A 20,478-nucleotide genomic window follows, 5' to 3' on the forward strand; every position below is an offset into this window, starting at 1 on the left:
GCCAGACGTCCACGCCTGCCGCCGACCGGCGTTTCATGGCTGCTGCCATCGCGCTGTCGGGGCGCGGGCGCGGACTTTCTACCCCCAATCCCAATGTCGGCTGCCTGATCGTCAAGGACGGCCATGTCGTGGGACGTGGCTGGACGCAAAAGGGAGGTCGCCCCCATGCCGAAGCGCAGGCGCTGGGGCAGGCAATGGAGCAGGCCCATGGGGCGACGGCCTATGTGACGCTGGAGCCCTGTTTTCATCTGTCGCCGCGCGGGCCGCGCTGTGCGGACCTGATGGCGCGTGCCGGAGTGGCGCGGGTGGTGATCGCCCTGCGCGACCCCGATCCGCGGACCGACGGGCAGGGCGCGGCCTGGCTGCGCGAGCGTGGCATCACGGTCGAGATGGGATTGCTGGCGGAGGAAGCTGCGCGCGCCATGGCGGGCTTTGTGCTGCGCCAGACGCGCGGGCGGCCGCATGTGACGCTTAAACTCGGCCTCTCGCTCGACGGCCGAATCGCGCTGGCCGACGGCTCCAGCCGCTGGATCACCGGGCCGGATGCGCGCGCCCATGCCCATTTAGAGCGGGCGCGGCACGACGCGATATTGGTGGGCGGCGGCACACTGCGCGCCGATGCGCCGGGGCTGGACGTGCGGCTGGCTGGGTTGGAAGATCGCTCGCCGCGCCGGATATTGCTCAGCCGTGGCGAAGCGCTCGCCGGCTGGGAACGGATCGGCGCGCCCGACGAGATTGCCGCGCTCGACCGTGTCGATCATCTGCTGGTGGAGGGGGGCGCGGAAACGGCGGCAGCCTTCCTGCGCGCGGGACTGGTCGACCGGCTGCTGCTCTATCGCGCACCCATCATCATCGGCGCGGGACTGGCGGGAATTGGCGACATTGGCCTGATGAATCTGGGCGATGCGCATGGCCGCTGGCGGCTGACCGACGAGCGGCGGCTGGGGGTCGATCGGCTGGAGGTTTACGAGGCGGTGTCGAGCGCTTAGAGCCACTTTACAATTTCCGTTCGGTTCGGGCTTGTCAGAGAACAGTGCGCGTCATTCTCGACAAGCTCGAACCGAACGGATGTGGTTTATAAGGGCCTTTGCGTTTCATGTTCACCGGCATCATCACCGACATCGGCACCATCCGCCAGGCGGAGCAACGCGGCGACCTGCGGCTGGTCATCGGCAGCGGCTATGACATGGCGTCGGTCGCGATCGGCGCGTCGATCGCCTGTTCGGGGGCGTGCCTGACCGTGGTGGAAAAGGGCGCGGACTGGTTCGCGGTCGATTTGTCGGCCGAAACCGTCGCGCGCACCGCGCCGGGTCTGTGGGCGCAGGGCGGCCGGCTCAATCTGGAACGCGCGCTCAAGGTTGGCGATGAACTGGGCGGGCATATCGTCACCGGCCATGTCGATGGCGTGGGCCATCTGGTGTCGGCCACGTCGCAAGGCGATTCGATCCGGCTGGTCGTGGCCGCGCCTGCCGCGCTGGCCGCGGCGCTTGCGGCCAAGGGGTCGATCACGGTGGACGGCATCTCGCTGACCGTGAACAGCGTCGAGGATCAGCCCGATGGCAGCGTGCATTTCGGCTTGAACATCATCCCGCATACGGCGGCTGAAACGACGCTGGACGCGCTGCCGCAGGGGCGGGCTTTCAATCTGGAGATTGATGTGCTGGCACGCTATCTTGACCGAATGATGAGTGTTCGCAACCGCACAATGTGATTGCCTCTTGATATAATCACATTGCAATGTGATATACGGCCCATCCCGGCGATCGGGAAGGAGTCGTTTGCCATGTCCTCTGCCCTCATAGATACCGTCCGCAGCCTCATCACCGATGGCGGCATGTCGCGATCCGGCCTGGCCCGTGCGGCGGGGCTGCACGCCAATTCGCTGCGCAAGCTGGGCGAGGGGGACTGGAACCCGACCGCCGATACGCTGGGCAAGCTGGAGGCCTATCTGCTCAAGCGCGAGGGCGGCACTGCGCTCGCCAGCCCCGAAGAAATTATCAACGAAGCCCGCAACGGACGCATGTTCATTTTGGTCGATGACGAGGATCGCGAGAATGAGGGCGATCTTGTCATCCCGGCACAGATGGCGACCCCCGACGCGATCAATTTCATGGCCACCCATGGCCGCGGCCTCATCTGCCTGGCGCTGACCAAGGACCGGGTCGATGAACTGGGCCTGGGCCTGATGAGCCGCAACAACGGCACCCGGCATGAAACCGCCTTCACCGTGTCGATCGAGGCGCGCGAGGGGGTGACCACCGGCATCAGCGCGGCTGACCGCGCCCGCACCATATCCGTCGCGATCGACGGGTCGAAGGGCAGGGCGGATATTGTAACGCCCGGCCATGTCTTTCCGCTGGTGGCCAAGGATGGCGGCGTGCTGGTGCGCACCGGCCATACCGAAGCGGCCGTGGATGTCGCGCGGCTTGCCGGTCTCAACCCGTCGGGCGTCATCTGCGAAGTGATGAAGGATGACGGCACGATGGCGCGCCTCGACGACCTCATCCCCTTTGCCGCCAAGCACAAGATGAAGATCGGAACGATCCGCGACCTGATCGCCTATCGCCGCCGCCACGACCATATCGTCGAACGCCGCGCCGAAACCACGTTCCAGAGCCAGTGGGGCGGTGACTGGAAGGCGATGAGCTTTTACAACAAGGCGACCCAGACCGAGCAGTTGGTCATGCAAAAGGGCCATGTCGACCCCGACAAGCCGACACTGGTGCGGATGCATCAGTTCGCGCCGCTGAGCGATACGTTCGGCAAACAGGGGCCGCGTTCCGGCCTGCTGCAACGATCCATGGAAATCATCAGCGCGGAGGGCGCGGGCATCATCGTCCTGCTGCGCGGCGACGAACCCGACGTCCTCACCCGGATGCTCCAGCAAAATGCCGGTATCGCCATTGGCGACATGGATGAACTGCGCAACTATGGCGCGGGCGCGCAGATATTGGCCGAACTGGGCGTGCATGACATGGTCCTGCTGACCAACAGCCATCACAGCCTGATCGCGCTTGACGGCTATGACCTGGCCGTGGTTGGGCAGCGTCCGATCGAGCTGTAAAGGATTTATCATGGCCAAATTCCTGATCGTCGAAGCGCGCTTCTACGACCATCTCAACGACCTGCTGATCGAGGGCGCGAAAGCCGCCCTGGATGACGCCGGGCATAAATATGAGGTGGTGACGGTGCCGGGCGCACTGGAAATCCCCGGCGCGATCACACTGGCGGCCGAAAGCGGTCGCTATGACGGCTTCATTGCCATCGGCGTGGTGATCCGCGGTGAAACCTATCATTTCGAAGTGGTGTCTAACGAAAGCGCCCGCGGCCTGATGGCGCTCAGCATGGATGCGATCGCGATCGGCAACGGCATTTTGACGGTTGAGAATGAAGCGCAGGCGCTGACCCGCGCTAAGCGGACCGAAAAGGACAAGGGCGGCGAGGCCGCCAAGGCGGCCATCGCGATGCTGGCCCTGCGCGAACGCTTCGGAGCATAAAAGTGCGGCAATAGTCCACCTTCTGTGGTGGACGGTTATCGCCTATGACTTTTCGTTATCCTCCAACCTCATGCTGAATTTATTTAGCTGCGCTGGCCTGCGGCTCAGCGTCCATCGTGCCCCAAAAGCCGCCGCTTGGAACGAGAAATGGATCCTGAAACAAGTTCAGGATGACGATGAAGGAGGGGACAGTTTCAAATGCGATAGTCCTCCCCTTGCCAAGGGGAGGATCAATCGGATCAGGCAGTAGCGGGTTCCTGCTCCAGCGCCGGATAATTGGTATAGCCGTCTTCACCCGGACCATACCAGGTCGCCATACCCTTGATGGGGTTGAGCGGCGCATCGCTGCGCAGCCGTTCCACCAGGTCGGGATTGGCCATGAAGGGGCGGCCAAAACTTATCGCGTCGGCCAGACCGCTCTCCAGGTCGGCCTGCGCCCGTTGTTTGTCATAATCGCTGTTCAGGATCAGCGGTCCTTTGAAATGCTGGCGGATGAGCGGCGACTGGCGTGGCACGTCGGTTTTGCCGAACGTGCCGTCCGGTCCCGGTTCGCGCAGTTCAAGCGAAGCGATGCCGATGGCGTCCAGCACCTGCGCCGCATGAGCGAAGAGTGGTCCGGGGTTGCTGTCATTCACACCCTGCGAATCGCCGTTGGGCGACAGGCGCACCGACACCTTATCCGCGCCGATCGCATCGGCCACCGCCTGCGTGACTTCGGCCAGCAACCGCACGCGGTTTTCGATGCTGCCGCCATATTGGTCGGTGCGGAAATTGGCGTTGTCGCGCAGGAACTGGTCGATCAGATAGCCATTGGCGGCGTGGATCTGCACCCCGTCAAAGCCGGCGCGGATCGCATTGCGCGCGGCGGTGACATAGGCGTCGATCAGGCCTTGTATCTCTTCCGTCGCCAACGGCCGGGCGGTCTCGAACGGCGCTTTGCCTTCATAGGTGTGGGCGTCGCCCGCAGTTGCCGTCGCGCTGGACGACACCGGCTGCTCGCCGGTCACGCTGCTATGGACCTGTCGCCCCATATGCCACAGCTGGACGATGATCCGCCCACGAGCGTCATGAACGGCCTGCGTCACGGGCTGCCAGGCGGCGACCTGTTCGTCCGACCAGATGCCCGGCGCATAGGGCCAGCCCAGCCCCTGGCGCGAAATGCCGGTCGCTTCGGTGATGATCAGGCCCGCGCCGGCGCGCTGGCGGTAATAGTCGACCATGATCGGCGTCGGCACATGGTCACGAGTCGCACGGCCACGGGTCAGCGGCGCCATGATGGCGCGGTTGGAGGCGGTGATGGCGCCGATCTGGACAGGCTTGAACAGGCTAGACATGAAATCTCCCTTTATCAAAGTTGCAAATTGCAACGGGACTTGATGCTGAAAGCCAGCTAGGGAGCCGCCATGGCCAGTTCAACCCCTACCATGCGCGCGGATATTCCCAAATTCGCATTTCCTGCCCTGATATTGGCAAATCTCATCCTGCCGCTCGGCCCGGTCTTGGTACGGCTGGCCGATGTCGGGCCGGTGGCGGCGGCTTTCTGGCGGCTGACGTTGGCCCTGCCCTTCCTGATCCTGCTGGCGCTGCCGGGGCTGCGCCGCACCGCGCCGACGATCCGCGAATGGGGCGCGCTGGTCTGGTCCGGATTGTTCTTCGCCGCCGATCTGGCCGCCTGGCATGTCGGCATTCTTTATACCAAAGTCACCAACGCCACCATATTCGGCAATATGAGCGGGCTGATGTTGCCGATCTGGGGGCTGGTCGTACTGCGCCAGCGGCCAAAGCGGATGCAGGCAATCGCGCTCACTCTGGCGGCGGCAGGCGCAGCGGTGATGATGGGGGGCAGCTATGAACTATCGCCCCGCTACCTCCATGGCGACCTGCTCTGCCTGCTCGCAGGCGCGCTCTATACCGGCTATCTTTTGATCGTGCAGGGGGTGCGCGGGCGGCTGGACAGCTGGTCGGTGCTGGCGATCTCCAGCGTGGTGAGTGCGCCGCCGCTCTTGCTGTGCGCGCTGTGGCTGGGCGAGCGGATCATGCCCGGTGACTGGACCCCGCTGGTGGTGCTGGCGCTGACCAGCCAGCTGATCGGGCAGGGGCTGCTCACCTATGCGATCGGCTGGTTCACCCCGCTGGTGCTGGGCCTCAGCCTGCTGTTGCAACCCGCGGTCTCGGCCGTGCTGGGCTGGATGCTGTTTGGCGAGTGGCTGAGCGTCACTGATATGATTGGGACGATGGCGGTTGCAGCGGCGCTGGTGCTTGTGCGGCTGCCCTCGCGTGCCTAGATTGAACTTATGAGCGACATTGCCGACATGACCCTTGATGAAATCCGCACCCTGCTGGCGCCCGTGCTGGCGCGCCATGCCGCCTTTGATGGCTGGCGCAAGGAAGCCGTCGCGATGGCGGCAGCGGAAAAGGGCGTCGATCCAGACATTGCCGCGCTCGCCTTTGCCGATGGGCCAGTCGATATGATCGATGCCTGGTTCGCCAGCATCGACATGCGGATGCTGGATGCGCTACCGTCCGAAACGCTCGACGCGCTGTCGATCCGGCGCAGGATCATCGCGCTGGTGGAGGCGCGGCTCGACCTGCTCGCGCCCGACCGCGAAGCGCTGCGCCGCGCCATCGCCATCCTTGCGATGCCGACCAATGCAGCGCGCGCGACCCGGCTGGGCTGGCGCGCGGCCGATGTCATGTGGCGCGCGGCGGGCGATAATGCCACCGACCTTGCCCATTATACCAAGCGGATGACGCTGGCGGGGGTGTATGCCGCCACGCTGCTGGTATTCGTGGACGACGAAAGCGAAGGTCATTCAGACAGCCGCGCCTTCCTCGCCCGGCGGATCGAGGGCGTGATGCGGTTCGAAAAGCTCAAGGCACAGGTCAAGGGTGTGGGCGGCGGCGAGCGGCTTAGCCTGGCGCGTTTCATCGGGCGGCTGCGCTACCCGGCGATATGATCTGCCGCGCCGGACGCCATTTCCTTCTGGTCTTTCCTAATCGGTATTGATAGTCACTCGCAGCAACTGCCCTGTGAGTATCCATTCCCGTGCGCCTGACCGAACTCCCCCTGCGCCAGCCTGCCTTTGTTGACCTGATCGACTGGTCCGTCCTGTCCCCGTCGGAAGGCCAGCGCCTGCGCGAATTTGGCCTGTGCGAAGGGGCGAGTGTCGAGGCGCTGCACCATGGCGGCCTGTGGGGCAAGGGACCGATCGCCTGCAAGGTTGGCCGCATGACCATCGCCATGCGCCGCAACCACGCCGCCGCCGTGACCGTCCGCACCGGACCGGACGCCGTGCCATGAGCGTGCTGCCGCTTGTCGCGCTGGTCGGCAATCCCAATGCGGGCAAGAGCGCGCTGTTCAACGCGCTGACCGGCGCGCGGCAGAAGCTGGGCAATTATCCCGGCGTCACGGTGGAGCGCAAGGCGGGACGGCTGGCGCTGGCCGATGGTCGTCCGGTCGAACTGGTCGATCTGCCCGGCACCTACAGCCTCAACGCCGCCAGCCCCGACGAACAGGTCACGCGCGACGTCGTGATGGGCAGACAGGCGGGCGAAAGGCGGCCCGATGCGCTGGTGATCGTGGTCGATGCGTCCAACCTCGACAATCATCTGCGATTCGCGCTGGAACTGATCGCGCTGGGCCTGCCGACGATCGTGGCGCTCAACATGGTGGACCTTGCCACCCGCGACGGGCTGGAACTGGACGCTGCCGTGCTGGCGCGCGAACTGGGCGTGCCGGTGGTTGCGACCGTGGCGGTGCGCAAGCGCGGCCTCGATCATCTGCGCGAGGAACTGGCCGGGCTGCTGGGCAGCATTGCGCCGGAGGCCAAAGCCCTGCCGCCGGAACGCGATTTCGATGCGGTGCGCGGCGAAGCCCGCCGCATCGCCCGCGCCGCCATCGTACGCGAAACCCCTTCGCGCCGCCTGACCGCCGCCGTCGATCGCGTGGCGCTGCATCCTGTGTTCGGGTTGCTGCTGTTGCTCGGCCTGCTGTTCGTCATGTTCCAGGCGGTCTATGCCTGGTCCGAAGCGCCGATCGCGATGATCGAGGGGCTGGCCGAGGCCGCCGCCACCGCTACTCGCAACGCACTGCCCGACGGGATGCTGCGATCCTTCCTGGTCGATGGCGTCATCAATGGCGTGGGGTCAGTGGTGGTGTTCCTGCCCCAAATCCTCATCCTCTTCTTCTTCATCCTGATGCTGGAGGCGACCGGCTATATGGTCCGCGCCGCCTTCCTAATGGATGGCATCATGGCCAAGGTCGGCCTGTCGGGACGCGCCTTCATTCCGTTGCTCTCCTCCTTCGCCTGCGCGATTCCGGGCATCATGGCGACCCGCACGATCGCGGACCCCAAGGACCGTTTAACGACGATCCTGATTGCGCCGCTGATGACCTGCTCGGCGCGGCTGCCGGTCTATGCCGTCATCATCGGTGCCTTCATCCCCGCCCGTGACATAGCGCCAGGGGTGGGGTTGCAAGGCTTCGTCCTCTTCTGCCTCTATGTCGCGGGCATTATCGGCGCGATGCTGGTGGCGCTGATCCTGCGCATGACCGTGACCAAGGGCGCAAGCGGCGGGTTCCTGATGGAAATGCCCAAATATCAATGGCCCCGGCCGCAGGATATCTTGCTCGGCCTGTGGCAGCGCGCGGTCATTTTTCTGAAACGCGCCGGCACCATCATCTTCACCTCCACCGTGATCCTGTGGGTGCTGCTCTCCTATCCCAAGCCTCCGGAAAGCAGCGCCGTCAGCCAGGTCGATTATTCGATCGCGGGGCGGATAGCAGGCGGCCTCAACGTCATATTGGAGCCGATAGGCTTCAACCGCGACATCTCGCTGGCGCTGATCCCGGCCATGGCGGCGCGCGAAGTCGCCGTGTCGGCGCTGGCCACCGTCTATTCGATCGACGCGGGCGATGACGAGGCGCTGCTGGAACGCAGCCTTGGCGACCGGTTGAAGGACCAGTGGCCACTGCCGACGGCGCTGGCGTTTCTGGCCTGGTTCATCTTCGCGCCCCAGTGCATCTCGACCATCGCGGTCACCCGGCGCGAAACCAATGGCTGGAAATGGCCCTTGTTCATGCTGGGCTATCTGTTCGTGCTGGCCTATGTCGCGGCCGGCGTCACTTACTGGACTGCGACCGCCGCAGGACTATAAGGGGCCGCTTAACGCGTTTCGGAGGAATCATGGCAGGCTCGGTCAATAAGGTCATTCTGGTCGGCAATCTGGGCGCCGATCCGGAGGTCAAGAGCTTCCAGAATGGCGGCAAAATCTGCAATTTGCGCATTGCCACGTCCGAAAACTGGAAGGATCGCAACACCGGTGAGCGCAAGGAGCGCACCGAATGGCACACGGTTGTCATCGGCGGCGAAGGGCTTGTCGGCGTCGCTGAGCGTTTCCTGCGCAAAGGCTCCAAAATCTATATTGAAGGCCAGTTGCGCACCCGCAAATGGCAGGACCAGAGCGGCAATGACCGCTATTCGACCGAAGTCATGGTGCAGGGTCCAGGCGCGGTCCTGACCATGCTGGACGGTGCACCCGGTGGCGGCGGTCAGGGCGGCGGCGGTGGACGCGCGCAGCAGGGCGTCAGCGACTGGGGCGCATCGTCGGGCGGCTATGATGATTTTGGCGGCGGCAATAGCGGCGGCGGCTTTGGTGGCGGGCGTTCTTCGGGCGGCGGCGCATCGAGCGGCGGGCGCGGCAGCGCAGGCAGCCCCAATTTCGACAATGATCTGGACGACGAAGTGCCGTTCTGATCGGCGCGAAGCATTTTACAAAAAGGGGCGGTGGAAACCGCCCCTTTTTTTTGTCAGCCGCGTGCCAGTTCTTCGGCTGCGAAGGCGCGAATATGGTCGCGCAGATCATCCCGCTCCAGCGCCAGCGCCAGATTGGCCTCGATATAGCCGGCCTTTGACCCGCAATCGAAGCGGCGACCGTCGAAGGTCACGCCGTGGAAAGGCTGCTTGCCGATCAGCGCGGCCATCGCGTCGGTCAGCTGGATTTCGCCGCCCGCGCCTTTTTCCTGCGTTTCCAATATCTTCATGACATCGGGTTGCAGGATATAGCGGCCCGGCAGGATCAGATTGGACGGTGCGGTCCCGGCGGCGGGTTTTTCGACCAGCCCCTTCACCTCCGTCAGCACGCCATCGCGGACGCCCGGATCGATCACGCCATAGCTTGGCGTCTGTTCCATCGGGATTTCCAGCGCACAGACCAGATTGCCGCCGACCTTGTCATAGGCGTCGACCATCTGCTTCATGCAGCCATTGCCCGGCACGCCCTTCATGAACTCGTCGGGCAGCAGGATCGCGAAAGGCTCGTCGCCGATAATGTCGCGCGCGCACCAGATGGCGTGGCCCAGACCCAGCGATTCCTGCTGGCGCAGGAACACCGCATTGCCCGGTGCCAGTCGCGTCCCTTCCAGTGCGGACAGATCCTTGCCGCGTTCACGCTGCAACGTCTCGCATTCGAAGGCGATATCGAAATAATCCTCGATCGCGCCCTTGCCGCGCCCGGTGACGAAGATCATCTGCTCGATGCCCGCCTCGCGCGCTTCGTCGACCGCATATTGGATCAGTGGACGGTCGACTACCGGCAGCAATTCCTTGGGCACTGATTTGGTTGCTGGCAAAAAGCGTGTGCCCAGCCCAGCGACAGGAAAAACGGCTTTGCGAATCGGCTTATTCAAGATGGACTCCCCTTAACCCCGGCCCCCACGGCCATATATGATTTGCCGCACATGCGAAAAAGGTCAAGCGCGCAGCCAGAATTTCCAGTGTGCGCTGCACCCTATACTGCAAGCAAACGGTTCGCGACCGTTTCCAGATCGCCTATTTCCTGATCAAGTTGCTCGAATGTGACAAACTGATGGATATTTCGTTGATCGCGACAAATAAACCCGCCGGGCTGGGGCTGGTGAAAGCCCTGTATGATCAGCGCACGAAAGCGGTCGATCCGCTGGATGTCGCGCTCGATCGCCGCGATTTCGGTGAGCGCGCTGGCATTGCGCCGGTCGCGCATCGCCACCATCGTGCGCAATTCGGTCATCAGCTTGGCCATGGACGGGCGGGTGCGCGCGCCGACGGTGCGAATATCGCCCATCTTCTCGCGCATCAGGCCGATCTTGGTTTCCAGACTCTGTTCCAGCATAGTCCAGGCGCAGACCAACCGCCCGACCGCGCACAGCAACGCCGCATCCTCCGGCGCATAATCCGACACCGTTTTTCCATTCATATCCGCAACCAGATGTACGCCCACGCCCCATTCTCCTTATTGCCCCCTGTCCTGCGCAGGAGGGAACGGATAGGCCAGAGGGACAGGCGCCATCGCTCGCGGCGGTGGCACGGCACATCGGAAATTGTGCAATATAGGCGGCGAGCCGAAAGCGCTATGGCTTAGAAATCAATCGCTAAACCCTTGCGTTCCCAATCACCGTAGCGGACCGGGCTAAGCTCTTCCTGCTGTTGGGGCAGGCTGTCGATCGGGTCCGGTTGCGGCACCGGCGGGCTTTTCGACAGATGGGCGGGCGGCTGCACATGCGCGGGGCGCTTGCCATTATAATGTCCCATATAGCCGCCTTTCGATTGCGGAGCGCCGCAGCGACGCGCCTGTCCTCAAGCCGTCATTTGGGCGGCGACGCGCCCAAGCGCAAGGGTATGGAGGGGCGGCACGCTTTCTTATCCCTGCAAAATGGCCTAGGCGCGGGCGCATGGCTCAATCTCCCCGCCCCGCTGACGTCCCCGGCCTGCCTGCGCGTCGTTCCGCCCTCAAATTGCTCGACGCCGTCCTGCGGCGCGGCGACCCACTCGAAATCGCGCTGCATGGCGCCTGTCAGGGGCTGGCCGACCGGGCCGACCGGGCGCTGGTCCATGCCATCGCCGCCGAAGTGTTGCGCCATCTGCCCGATCTTGACGCGCTGATCGACGGCGCGACCCGGCTGCCGCTGCCTGATGATGCCAAGGCGCGCATGGTGCTGCGCATCGCGCTGGTGCAGGTGTTGGTGCTGGGCACCGCGCCCCATGCCGCGATCGCCACTGCATTGCCGCTGGTCGATGGCGGGCCGCGCAAGCTGGTCCATGGCGTGTTCGGTACGGTGACGCGCAGCGCGCCGGTGCTGCCCGTGCCGCCGACCCTGCCTGCTGCCGTTGCATACCGCTGGACTGCGCAATGGGGCGCAGCGATGGTGGAGGCCGCCGCGCGCGCCTATGCCATCCGCCCGCCAGTCGATGTCAGCCTGCGCGATACCGCCGCCACCGCCGACTGGGCGACGCAATTGGGCGGCGTCAGCCTGGCCCCCGGGCATGTCCGCCTGCCCGACGGGGCCAATATCCCTGATCTGCCCGGCTTTGCCGACGGGGCGTGGTGGGTGCAGGATGTCGCCGCTTCCTGTCCGGCGCGCTTGTTGGGGGCAGGGGAGGGGCGCCATGCGCTGGACCTGTGCGCCGCGCCGGGTGGCAAGACGATGCAGCTGGCGGCGGCCGGATGGCGCGTCACTGCGATCGATTCTTCGAAAAAGCGGCTAGAGCGTCTGACCGAAAATCTCGCCCGCACCGGCCTGCCCGCCGACGTGGTGCAAGCCGATCTGCGCCAATGGCAGCCGGACGAACCTGTCGACGCCATCCTGCTCGACGCCCCCTGTACCGCGACCGGTATCTATCGCCGTCATCCCGACGTGCTGCACCGCATCGGCCCGCGCCAGGTTGCCGAGTTGGCGGAATTGCAAGGCGAATTGCTCGCCCGTGCCGCCGACTGGCTGAAGCCGAGTGGCGTACTGCTCTACGCCACCTGCTCGCTGGAACAGGCCGAGGGCGAGGAGCAGATCGCCCGTTTCCTTAGCCAGCGCCCGGACTTCGCGCTTGTCCCGGCACAAGCCGATGAATTGCCCGACGGCATGGCCCCCACGCCGCAGGGCTGGCTGCGCACGCTGCCTGACACATTGGCGGATCGCGGCGGCGCGGACGGATTTTTTATCGCGCGTCTTGCCAAGGCGGACAACTAAGCCTTAACCATGAAGCACTTAGGATGACCATTCCTCGTCTGGAAGGTGCGCCGTGCGTCCGATCGAACCTTTGCCCCTGCACCATAGCTGGCCGCTCTACGACCTGCGCGAACATCTCGCCCCGGTGATGCTGGACTCGTCGCTGGCGCGCAACGATGCGGCGCTGGCGGAGCGGGGGCTGGGCCTGTGGCATTGCGACCTGACCGATGACAGCTTGACCTGGACCGCGGGCGTCTATGATATTTTCGGGCTGGAGCGGCATATATCGGTGCCGCGCGCCCTGTCTGTGTCGCTCTATGCCCCGGACTCGCGCGAAGCGATGCAGCGGCTGCGCACCTATGCCATCCGCCACAAGCGCGGCTTCACCCTGGACGTCGATATTCATCAGGCAGACGGCATGGGGCAATGCGCCATGCGGCTGATCGCCGCGCCGGTACTGAACGATGCGCAAGAGGTGATCGGCCTGCACGGCGTCAAGCAAATGCTGCCGCACGGCGCAGCCCGTTCTCACCGGCTCGATCCAACGATTTTCGTTATGTTATAGCGGCTTGGGTGCGCTCCAAGCGCCACCCCCAAATCACCCGTTGCCCTTGGACGGAGGCATAGCTAAGGCGAACGGTTAATGACACCCTCGATCCTCATCTCGCCGTCCATCCTCTCCGCCGACTTCGCCCGCCTGGGTGAGGAGGTACGCGCCATTGACGAAGCGGGCTGCGACTGGATCCATATCGACGTGATGGACGGCCATTTCGTGCCGAACATCACCATCGGCCCGGCGGTGGTCAAGGCATTGCGCCCGCACACGAAAAAGACGTTCGACGTCCATCTGATGATCTCGCCGGTTGATCAATATCTCGACGCCTTTGTGCAGGCGGGCGCGGATATCTTGACCGTCCATCCCGAAGCTGGGCCGCACATCCACCGCTCGATCCAATATATCAAGTCGCTGGGCGTGCAGGCGGGCGTGGTGCTGAACCCCGGCACCCCGGCCAAGATGCTCGATTATCTGATCGACGACGTGGACCTGATCCTGGTCATGAGCGTCAACCCCGGTTTTGGCGGGCAGAGCTTCATCGAAAATCAGCTGCGCAAGATCGAGGCGATCCGCAAGATGATCGACAAGAGCGGGCGCGACATCCGCCTACAGGTCGATGGCGGCATTGATTTTACCACCGCGCCCAAAGCCATTGCCGCCGGGGCCGACGTGCTGGTCGCAGGCACCGCCACCTTCCGCGGCGGGCCAACGGCCTATGCCGATAATATCCGGAAGCTGCGGGGCGGGTGAACGAGGTCCGGCGCATGTCTGCCCGCAAGACGCCCGAAACCGCCGCTCCAGAGAGCAGCGACGACGGTATAGAACAGGGCAAGCGTCTCATCCGCGTCGCGGATGACAAGGGGCTGTCGCTGGCGCAGAGAATCGCCAATCATTTCTATCTGCTCAGCTGGAAAACGCCGATTCACGGCCGCAAGCTGCGCGGCAAATATCCGCTCAAGCTGCTGGCCGTCCCCGATGACGAACTGCCCGGCGACACGCGGGCGGGGCAGGCGATCCGCGCGGGCTATTTCCTGTTTCGCGGCAAGAAGCAGATTATCGACACGCTCGATTTTGCCCGGATCGACCTGGACCCCGCCTTTGCCGATTATCTGCACAGCTTTCGCTGGCTGCGCGATCTGGCCAGCGCCGCCAGTCGTGAACAGGCCGCACCGATCGCCGAAAATGTCATGCGCAAATGGCTCGCCGCTCATGCCGAAACGCCGAGCGAACCGGCCTGGCGCGCCGACAATGCGGGCTGGCGGCTCTTCTTCTGGACCGCTCACGCGCCGCTGATCCTGTCCTCCAGCGATCTGGTCTATCGCTCGCTGGTCCTCAATTGCATCGCCCGCACCGCGCGGCATCTCGATCGCATCGCGGACAAGGCAGCGACGGGCCTGCCGCGCCTTGTCGGCTGGAGCGCGATCGTTGCAGCCTCCATGCTGATGCCCGGTGGCGGCGCGCGCAAATTGTTCGGCGAAGCGGGTTTGAAGCGCGCGATCGACAGCGGCTTCTACCCCGATGGCGGCATCGTCTCGCGGTCCCCGCTGGCGCAGTTGGAGGCGGTGATGGCGCTGTCCATGCTGCGCGCTGTCTATGATGTGCGGCGCGAAACCGCGCCTGCTTTCCTCAATGACGGGCTGACCCGGATCGTCCCGGCGCTGCTGGGCCTGACCCATGGCGATGGCGGCCTTGGCAACTGGCAGGGCGCAGGCGCGATTGATCCCCTGATCGTCAATGCCGTAGTCGCCGCCAGCCGGGTGCGCGCCCGGCCGCTGCGGCAGGCACGCGACTGGGGCTATCAGCGGATCGCGGCAGGCACGACCGTGGTGCAGATCGACGCCGCGCCGCCACCGGTCGCCCGCCTCGCCGACGCAGGCTGCGCCTCGACCGGCGCGATCGAGATTAGCGACGGGGTGCATCGCCTGATCGTCAATTGCGGTGGCGCTGGGCTGGAAGGGGCGTGGATACCGCGCGATCTGGCGCAGGGGCTGCGCACAACTGCCGCGCACAGCACGCTGGTGCTGGACGATTGCAACAGCACCGCGCTTATGCCCGACGGTACGCTGGGGCGCGGCGTGACCGAAGTGGAGCTGAACCGGCAGGAACTGGACAATGGCAGCCGGGTGGACCTGTCCCATGACGGCTATGTCCGTCGCATCGGCTATGTCCACCGCCGCCTGCTGCTGGTCAGCGGCGACGGCAAGGAAATCCGCGGCGAGGATATGCTGACCCCCGCGCAGCGCCGCCGCAAGCCCGCCAAACTACCGGTCCTGCTGCGCTTCCACCTGGCGCCCGGCGTCGAACCGACGCTCACCGCCGACAATCAGGGCGCACTGCTGCGCATCGACATGGGCGCGCTGTGGCAATTCCGCACCGGCACCGGCGTTCTCACGGTAGAAGACAGCCTGTGGGTCGACGGCGACGGTAGGCCGCATCCGACCAGGCAACTGGTCGTGACCAGCGAAGCGCTGCCCGGCGGATCAAGCATTGGGTGGCTGTTCAAGCGGGTAGGGTGAGGATGGTAGTGCGTAACGGAAACGGCCCATTTGATCTGTTTCTCAAGCGGTATCTGATCTTCACTGGAACCCTGTCGGCCATCTTACTGATCGCACCAGGGCTTCTGATTTTCGGCTTGATGCTGATGGTCCTTCCCGGCGTTTTTCTGGCAGTCATGCCAACAGCGTTTCTGTGGGGCGCGATGTTCGCCGCCTTCTACTGGGCGGGCGGCTTCCTGCTGTCGCCATTGCGGGCTGCAATGCTGGCGATCGCGGTCACGGCCGGGCTTGTCTGGGCCATCCCGCAGCCCTCCATCAGCGCGGGCAGGCGACTGGCAGCGAACCATCAACTGACGAATGTGAAACCCGTCGGCCCGATAAAGCCCTTCGGCGATATCCGCATGGAATCCAGCATCCCGGATTATGGCCGTGATCCTTTCAGTTGCGACAGTCGCTGTGTCGCCCTTCTGTTCGAGGATTCAGTGCATAGTGTCACTGTCAACAGTAGCAGAGGCCTATCGTTCGACAATATCCAGCGTGGCGCCGCCCCCTTGTCTCATCTTGCGCAGACCTATCGGCTCAAACCATTGAGTGAATGCCCGGCAAGCCCAACCGTCGATCGCAACTTGAAATCGCCATTTGGCGAAACAGAACAGGACAGATGGAAGCTGGGTCGCCTGCATGAGGAATATCTCGCAAACGACGTGTGTCTTATCGCGGAACCGCCGCTGACTGATTATGATCTGCTTCTGCGGGAGGGCCTGTGGGGGCGTGGATGGGGCGCGGGTAAGCATTCTTGGCTGCTATCCCGCAATCGCATTATACTGGCCTATGTCGAAATCAGGGACCGGTCGCATCGCCCGCTGTTTCGGGCCGCAGATACGGCCGTGGAAATGCCTATCCCCGTGCTGACCATTCTGCCCAATATGGAGCATGTCTTTGATTATCAATGGGAATGGGGTCGGCACTGGATGCCTCGAGAGCTAATAGGCTGTCTCGACTGTTCTTTGGAGAAGATCGACGCGATGCTCCAAGTCCGGCGCAAGCGAGATGACGGCAGGGCTGTATTTTTCCAGCCCACGCGACTAAGGGACCGGCGCAAAGTCGTCCTGCAACCAGAAAGCCTTTCCTCATGACTGATTATCCCATCAAGCGCGCCCTCTTGTCCGTGTCGGACAAGGCTGGCCTTATCGAACTGGGGCAGGCGCTGGGGAAGCATGGGGTGGAACTGGTTTCGACCGGTGGCACGGCCAAGGCGCTGCGCGACGCAGGCCTCACTGTCATGGATATTTCCGACCTTACCGGCTTCCCTGAAATGATGGACGGCCGGGTCAAGACGCTGCATCCCAAGGTGCATGGCGGCCTGCTCGCCGTGCGGAACAACCCGGAGCATATCGCGTCGATGGACGAACATGCCATCGGCGCGATCGACCTGGTGGTGGTCAATCTCTATCCCTTTGCCGCGACCGTGGCCAAGGGTGCCGAGCGCGAAGAGATTATCGAAAATATCGACATTGGCGGCCCGTCTATGGTGCGCTCCGCGGCCAAGAATCATGAGAGCGTGGCGATCGTCACCGATCCGGCCGACTATGCCCGGCTGATCGCGGAAATGGACGCAAAGGGCGGGGCGACCAGCTACGACTTCCGCCGGATGCTCGCGGCCAAGGCTTATGCCGCGACTGCTGCCTATGATTCGATGATCGCCAGCTGGTTCGCCTTCGCCGATCAGGGCGTGATGTTTCCCGAAACGCTGGCCGTTGCCAGCACGCTCTCGACCACGCTGCGCTACGGCGAAAACCCGCACCAGTCCGCCGCCCTCTATCTGCCCACTGGCCCGTCCGCCAATGGCATCGCCCAGGTGAAACAGATCCAGGGCAAGGAACTGTCCTATAATAATTACAACGATGCTGACGCCGCGCTCGAACTGGTCAGCGAATTTCGCGACGGCCCGCCGACCGTCGTCATCGTCAAGCACGCCAACCCGTGCGGCGTGGCGACCGGCGCGACCCTGATCGAGGCCTATGAAGCGGCGCTCGCCTGCGACAGCGTATCGGCGTTCGGCGGCATCATCGCCGTCAACCGCCCGCTCGACGGGCCGACTGCCGAAGCGATCAGCGGAATCTTCACCGAGGTCGTCGCCGCACCCGACGCCGATGATGCGGCCCGCGCCATCTTTGCCAAGAAGAAGAATCTCCGCCTGCTGCTGACCGGCGACCTGCCCGATCCTGCGCGCCCCGGCCTTCAGCTCAAGACGATCGCAGGCGGTGTGCTGGTGCAGAGCCGCGACAATGGCCGGATCAGCCGAGACGCGCTCAAAGTCGTGACCAAAAGGGAACCGACGAGCCAAGAACTGGCCGACTGCCTTTTCGCCTGGACCGTCGCCAAGCATGTCAAGTCCAACGCCATCGTCTATGCCAAAGGTGGTAGCACCGCGGGCGTGGGCGCTGGCCAGATGAACCGCCTCGAATCCGCGCGCATTGCGGCATGGAAAGCCAAGGATGCCGCCGAAAAGGCTGGCTGGAGCGAACCCCGCACCATCGGCTCAGCCGTCGCCTCCGATGCCTTCTTCCCCTTCGCGGACGGCCTGCTGGCAGCGGTCGAGGCAGGCGCGACGGCGGTGATCCAGCCCGGCGGCTCGATCCGCGATGATGAAGTCATTGCCGCCGCCGACGAAGCGGGGCTCGCCATGGTGTTCACCGGGATGCGCCACTTCCGGCATTAATCCTCCGCGGGTGCGAAGCAAAAGCCTTCGCACCCGCAAAATAACGGTTTTCTGCCACTTTTTATCAACTGGCCTCTTTTCAACAACGGCCTGTGCGCTTATTTAGAGCGCGACCCTACTTCCACGTCAGACGTGGGGCGGACAATCAGAAAAACATGTTCGACAGGAGAAACAGGATGACTGCAAAGACGCTGGTGGCGCTGGCCGCCACGATGGCGCTAGCGCTGCCCGGTGTGGCAAGTGCGGGCAATGACAATATGGACGTGATCGTTGATGGCCGTTCGGGTACGGAAACCCGTTCGATCGCAGTATCGGTCGCTGACCTCAACCTGGCCAGCACTGCCGGTCTGCGTCGCGCAGACTATCGCGTCGTTCGCGCCGCCAAGCAGGTCTGCGGTTTCGTCAACGGTTCGATCATCCCGGTGAGCGACGATTATCGCAATTGCTTTGGTGAGGCGCTCAACGGCGCGCGCACCGACCTCAACGCCATGGCACAGCGCCAGGGTTAAGCGTCTGCCCGGTTCCCCTCACGAAGGGGACTGCAGGGGGCCGTTCCGCGCTGCGGGACGGCCCTTTGTCATGTGCCTCGTTTCGCGTGCGATCCTTACCGAGCGTTAACCAGTCCTTAGAATATTTCCTTCACTCCCATGGCGACGAAAGACCATCCGGGGGAATTGCCTGTCATGCCGCGTATCGATCAAAGCGTGGACGTCGCCATCATCGGCGCAGGCCCGGCGGGCCTGACTGCGGCCTATCTGCTGACCAAGCAGGGCTATAATGTCGCGGTGATCGAGAAAGACCCGGTCTATGTCGGCGGCATCAGCCGGACAGTCGAATTGGATGGCTTCCGCTTCGACATTGGCGGGCATCGCTTCTTTTCCAAATCGCAGCAGGTCGTTGACCTGTGGAATGAAATCCTGCCCGATGACTTCATCCAGCGTCCCCGGATGAGTCGCATCTATTATGAGGGCAAATTCTACAGCTATCCGCTCCGCGCGTTCGAAGCGCTGTGGAATCTGGGCGTCTGGCGCTCGACGCTGTGCATGGCCAGCTTTGCCAAGGCGAAGCTGCTGCCCAACCGCAATGTGCGCTCCTTTCAGGATTGGACCGTCAATGCGTTCGGTCACAAGCTGTTCTCCATATTCTTCAAAACCTATACCGAGAAGGTGTGGGGGATGCCGTGCGATGAAATGTCTGCGGACTGGGCGGCGCAGCGGATCAAGGGCCTGTCGCTATGGGGCGCGGTCACCGACGGGCTGAAACGCTCGCTCGGCCTCAACAAGAAGCCCAATGACGGCATGGCGACCAAGACGCTGCTCGAAACCTTCCGCTATCCCCGGCTTGGCCCCGGCATGATGTGGGAAAAGGCGCGCGACCATGTGGTCGATGGCGGCAATCAGGTGCTGATGGCGCACAGCTTCAAGCGGCTGGAGCAGGACCAAGGGACGAACCGCTGGCGGCTGGTGGCGCAGGGGCCGGAGGGCGAGGTCATCATCAACGCTGCTCATGTCATTTCGTCCGCCCCCATGCGCGAACTGGCAGGCCGCATCCATCCGTTGCCCGCGACGCTGCCCGAAGCCATGGACCTTAAGTATCGCGACTTCCTGACCGTGGCGCTGATGGTGAAGGGGGAGGATATTTTCCCCGACAACTGGATCTATATTCACGACAGCAAGGTGCAGGTCGGCCGCATCCAGAATTTCCGCAGCTGGTCGCCCGAAATGGTGCCGGACCCGACGCTGGCCTGTGTGGGCCTGGAATATTTCTGCTTCGAAGGTGATGGCCTGTGGGCCTCGTCCGACGCTGATCTGGTCGCGCTGGCGACGAAGGAAATGGCACTGCTGGGCCTCTGCAACCCCGATGATGTCGTGGGCGGCGCGGTCGTGCGGCAGGAAAAGGCCTATCCGGTCTATGACGACGCCTATGCCGCCAATGTGCTGGCGATGCGCACCGAACTGGAGGCCCGCTATCCCACGCTGCACATGGTCGGGCGCAACGGGATGCACCGCTATAATAATCAGGACCATGCGATGATGACGGCGATGCTGACGGTGCGTAACATCGTCGCGGGCGCGCGCGTGCATGACGTCTGGTCGGTCAATGAAGATGCCGAATATCATGAGGCCGGCGACGAGGGCCAAATTGATGGGGCTGATGCCGACGCGCAGGCAGCCCTCGCCAGCACCCGCGCCGTGCCGTCCCGCCTGAAGGCCGCCTGACCCGGTGCGCGT

At 63.9% G+C, this 20,478-nt stretch carries 21 protein-coding genes; 17 read left to right on the forward strand and 4 right to left on the reverse strand.

Annotated features, from left to right (window positions below; translation table 11 throughout):
• Positions 1 to 35: 35 nt before the first annotated feature.
• The 4 genes from ribD (at position 36) to ribH (ending at position 3,497) form a co-directional block, all read left to right on the forward strand.
• Positions 36 to 989, forward strand: coding sequence for a bifunctional diaminohydroxyphosphoribosylaminopyrimidine deaminase/5-amino-6-(5-phosphoribosylamino)uracil reductase RibD (ribD, locus tag KRZ98_RS15100; RefSeq protein WP_217674277.1), 954 nt, complete (start codon positions 36 to 38; stop codon positions 987 to 989).
• Between the two features lie 107 nt (positions 990 to 1,096).
• Complete coding sequence (locus KRZ98_RS15105) at positions 1,097 to 1,711, forward strand: riboflavin synthase (protein WP_217674413.1); 615 nt, start codon at positions 1,097 to 1,099, stop codon at positions 1,709 to 1,711.
• Positions 1,712 to 1,783: 72 nt separating this feature from the next.
• Positions 1,784 to 3,064 (forward strand): 3,4-dihydroxy-2-butanone-4-phosphate synthase, encoded by a 1,281-nt coding sequence (gene ribB, locus KRZ98_RS15110; RefSeq protein WP_217674278.1) that lies wholly within the window; start codon positions 1,784 to 1,786, stop codon positions 3,062 to 3,064.
• Between the two features lie 10 nt (positions 3,065 to 3,074).
• A complete protein-coding gene (gene ribH, locus KRZ98_RS15115; RefSeq protein WP_217674279.1) occupies positions 3,075 to 3,497 on the forward strand; it encodes a 6,7-dimethyl-8-ribityllumazine synthase in 423 nt (140 codons plus the stop codon).
• Positions 3,498 to 3,736: 239 nt separating this feature from the next.
• Here ribH and KRZ98_RS15120 read toward each other — a convergent pair whose 3' ends face one another.
• The gene (locus tag KRZ98_RS15120) at positions 3,737 to 4,831 is read right to left on the reverse strand and encodes an alkene reductase (RefSeq protein WP_217674280.1); all 1,095 of its coding nucleotides are present in this window, start codon (positions 4,829 to 4,831) and stop codon (positions 3,737 to 3,739) included.
• A gap of 69 nt (positions 4,832 to 4,900) precedes the next feature.
• Between KRZ98_RS15120 and KRZ98_RS15125 the strand changes: the two genes are divergently transcribed.
• From KRZ98_RS15125 to ssb, 5 genes are all read left to right on the forward strand, one after another.
• Complete coding sequence (locus tag KRZ98_RS15125; RefSeq protein ID WP_217674281.1) at positions 4,901 to 5,782, forward strand: DMT family transporter; 882 nt, start codon at positions 4,901 to 4,903, stop codon at positions 5,780 to 5,782.
• Between the two features lie 9 nt (positions 5,783 to 5,791).
• Positions 5,792 to 6,454 (forward strand): COQ9 family protein, encoded by a 663-nt coding sequence (locus KRZ98_RS15130; protein WP_217674282.1) that lies wholly within the window; start codon positions 5,792 to 5,794, stop codon positions 6,452 to 6,454.
• An 89-nt stretch (positions 6,455 to 6,543) separates the two neighbouring features.
• On the forward strand, positions 6,544 to 6,798 hold the full coding sequence (locus tag KRZ98_RS15135) for a FeoA family protein (protein WP_217674283.1): 255 nt from the start codon (positions 6,544 to 6,546) through the stop codon (positions 6,796 to 6,798).
• Complete coding sequence (locus tag KRZ98_RS15140; RefSeq protein ID WP_217674284.1) at positions 6,795 to 8,654, forward strand: ferrous iron transporter B; 1,860 nt, start codon at positions 6,795 to 6,797, stop codon at positions 8,652 to 8,654. Before KRZ98_RS15135 ends, KRZ98_RS15140 begins: the two co-directional genes overlap by 4 nt.
• Positions 8,655 to 8,683: 29 nt before the next feature.
• Entirely contained in the window at positions 8,684 to 9,253 is a 570-nt protein-coding gene (gene ssb / locus KRZ98_RS15145; protein ID WP_217674285.1) for a single-stranded DNA-binding protein, read from the forward strand.
• A gap of 53 nt (positions 9,254 to 9,306) precedes the next feature.
• On the opposite strand, the gene KRZ98_RS15150 is transcribed toward ssb, so the two are convergent.
• The 3 genes from KRZ98_RS15150 to KRZ98_RS15160 form a co-directional block, all read right to left on the reverse strand.
• Complete coding sequence (locus KRZ98_RS15150; protein WP_217674414.1) at positions 9,307 to 10,188, reverse strand: UTP--glucose-1-phosphate uridylyltransferase; 882 nt, start codon at positions 10,186 to 10,188, stop codon at positions 9,307 to 9,309.
• Positions 10,189 to 10,286: 98 nt separating this feature from the next.
• Positions 10,287 to 10,730, reverse strand: coding sequence for a hypothetical protein (locus KRZ98_RS15155; protein ID WP_217674415.1), 444 nt, complete (start codon positions 10,728 to 10,730; stop codon positions 10,287 to 10,289).
• A 161-nt stretch (positions 10,731 to 10,891) separates the two neighbouring features.
• Positions 10,892 to 11,065, reverse strand: a complete 174-nt coding sequence (locus tag KRZ98_RS15160) for a DUF1674 domain-containing protein (protein WP_217674286.1) — start codon at positions 11,063 to 11,065, stop codon at positions 10,892 to 10,894.
• Between the two features lie 140 nt (positions 11,066 to 11,205).
• On the opposite strand from KRZ98_RS15160, the gene KRZ98_RS15165 reads away from it, so the two are divergent.
• The 8 genes from KRZ98_RS15165 (at position 11,206) to KRZ98_RS15200 (ending at position 20,466) form a co-directional block, all read left to right on the forward strand.
• Positions 11,206 to 12,495, forward strand: coding sequence for an RsmB/NOP family class I SAM-dependent RNA methyltransferase (locus KRZ98_RS15165; protein WP_217674287.1), 1,290 nt, complete (start codon positions 11,206 to 11,208; stop codon positions 12,493 to 12,495).
• A gap of 52 nt (positions 12,496 to 12,547) precedes the next feature.
• Positions 12,548 to 13,039 carry a diguanylate cyclase gene (locus tag KRZ98_RS15170; RefSeq protein ID WP_217674288.1) on the forward strand — a complete coding sequence of 164 codons (492 nt, stop codon included), beginning with the start codon at positions 12,548 to 12,550 and terminating at the stop codon, positions 13,037 to 13,039.
• A 78-nt stretch (positions 13,040 to 13,117) separates the two neighbouring features.
• Positions 13,118 to 13,780: a ribulose-phosphate 3-epimerase gene (gene rpe / locus KRZ98_RS15175; RefSeq protein ID WP_217674289.1), complete on the forward strand. Its 663-nt coding sequence runs from the start codon at positions 13,118 to 13,120 to the stop codon at positions 13,778 to 13,780.
• Positions 13,781 to 13,794: 14 nt separating this feature from the next.
• Positions 13,795 to 15,546 carry a heparinase II/III family protein gene (locus KRZ98_RS15180; protein ID WP_217674290.1) on the forward strand — a complete coding sequence of 584 codons (1,752 nt, stop codon included), beginning with the start codon at positions 13,795 to 13,797 and terminating at the stop codon, positions 15,544 to 15,546.
• A gap of 2 nt (positions 15,547 to 15,548) precedes the next feature.
• On the forward strand, positions 15,549 to 16,661 hold the full coding sequence (locus KRZ98_RS15185; protein ID WP_217674291.1) for a hypothetical protein: 1,113 nt from the start codon (positions 15,549 to 15,551) through the stop codon (positions 16,659 to 16,661).
• Positions 16,658 to 18,247, forward strand: coding sequence for a bifunctional phosphoribosylaminoimidazolecarboxamide formyltransferase/IMP cyclohydrolase (gene purH / locus KRZ98_RS15190; protein ID WP_217674292.1), 1,590 nt, complete (start codon positions 16,658 to 16,660; stop codon positions 18,245 to 18,247). The genes KRZ98_RS15185 and purH overlap by 4 nt, the downstream gene beginning before the upstream one ends.
• A gap of 176 nt (positions 18,248 to 18,423) precedes the next feature.
• The gene (locus tag KRZ98_RS15195; RefSeq protein WP_217674293.1) at positions 18,424 to 18,756 is read left to right on the forward strand and encodes a UrcA family protein; all 333 of its coding nucleotides are present in this window, start codon (positions 18,424 to 18,426) and stop codon (positions 18,754 to 18,756) included.
• A gap of 174 nt (positions 18,757 to 18,930) precedes the next feature.
• The gene (locus KRZ98_RS15200) at positions 18,931 to 20,466 is read left to right on the forward strand and encodes an NAD(P)/FAD-dependent oxidoreductase (protein ID WP_217674294.1); all 1,536 of its coding nucleotides are present in this window, start codon (positions 18,931 to 18,933) and stop codon (positions 20,464 to 20,466) included.
• Positions 20,467 to 20,478 lie beyond the last annotated feature (12 nt).

Source organism: Sphingobium sp. AS12, from assembly GCF_019097845.1.
Taxonomy (GTDB): domain Bacteria; phylum Pseudomonadota; class Alphaproteobacteria; order Sphingomonadales; family Sphingomonadaceae; genus Sphingobium.

Bases quoted from the DNA above. Each gene is read 5' to 3' on its own strand.
- ribD (WP_217674277.1), top strand. From the start codon at position 36: ATGGCTGCTGCCATCGCGCTGTCGGGGCGCGGGCGCGGACTTTCTACC.
- KRZ98_RS15105 (WP_217674413.1), top strand. From the start codon at position 1,097: ATGTTCACCGGCATCATCACCGACATCGGCACCATCCGCCAGGCGGAG.
- ribB (WP_217674278.1), top strand. From the start codon at position 1,784: ATGTCCTCTGCCCTCATAGATACCGTCCGCAGCCTCATCACCGATGGC.
- ribH (WP_217674279.1), top strand. From the start codon at position 3,075: ATGGCCAAATTCCTGATCGTCGAAGCGCGCTTCTACGACCATCTCAAC.
- KRZ98_RS15120 (WP_217674280.1), bottom strand. From the start codon at position 4,831: ATGTCTAGCCTGTTCAAGCCTGTCCAGATCGGCGCCATCACCGCCTCC.
- KRZ98_RS15125 (WP_217674281.1), top strand. From the start codon at position 4,901: ATGGCCAGTTCAACCCCTACCATGCGCGCGGATATTCCCAAATTCGCA.
- KRZ98_RS15130 (WP_217674282.1), top strand. From the start codon at position 5,792: ATGAGCGACATTGCCGACATGACCCTTGATGAAATCCGCACCCTGCTG.
- KRZ98_RS15140 (WP_217674284.1), top strand. From the start codon at position 6,795: ATGAGCGTGCTGCCGCTTGTCGCGCTGGTCGGCAATCCCAATGCGGGC.
- ssb (WP_217674285.1), top strand. From the start codon at position 8,684: ATGGCAGGCTCGGTCAATAAGGTCATTCTGGTCGGCAATCTGGGCGCC.
- KRZ98_RS15155 (WP_217674415.1), bottom strand. From the start codon at position 10,730: ATGAATGGAAAAACGGTGTCGGATTATGCGCCGGAGGATGCGGCGTTG.
- KRZ98_RS15160 (WP_217674286.1), bottom strand. From the start codon at position 11,065: ATGGGACATTATAATGGCAAGCGCCCCGCGCATGTGCAGCCGCCCGCC.
- KRZ98_RS15165 (WP_217674287.1), top strand. From the start codon at position 11,206: ATGGCTCAATCTCCCCGCCCCGCTGACGTCCCCGGCCTGCCTGCGCGT.
- rpe (WP_217674289.1), top strand. From the start codon at position 13,118: ATGACACCCTCGATCCTCATCTCGCCGTCCATCCTCTCCGCCGACTTC.
- KRZ98_RS15180 (WP_217674290.1), top strand. From the start codon at position 13,795: ATGTCTGCCCGCAAGACGCCCGAAACCGCCGCTCCAGAGAGCAGCGAC.
- KRZ98_RS15185 (WP_217674291.1), top strand. From the start codon at position 15,549: ATGGTAGTGCGTAACGGAAACGGCCCATTTGATCTGTTTCTCAAGCGG.
- purH (WP_217674292.1), top strand. From the start codon at position 16,658: ATGACTGATTATCCCATCAAGCGCGCCCTCTTGTCCGTGTCGGACAAG.
- KRZ98_RS15195 (WP_217674293.1), top strand. From the start codon at position 18,424: ATGACTGCAAAGACGCTGGTGGCGCTGGCCGCCACGATGGCGCTAGCG.
- KRZ98_RS15200 (WP_217674294.1), top strand. From the start codon at position 18,931: ATGCCGCGTATCGATCAAAGCGTGGACGTCGCCATCATCGGCGCAGGC.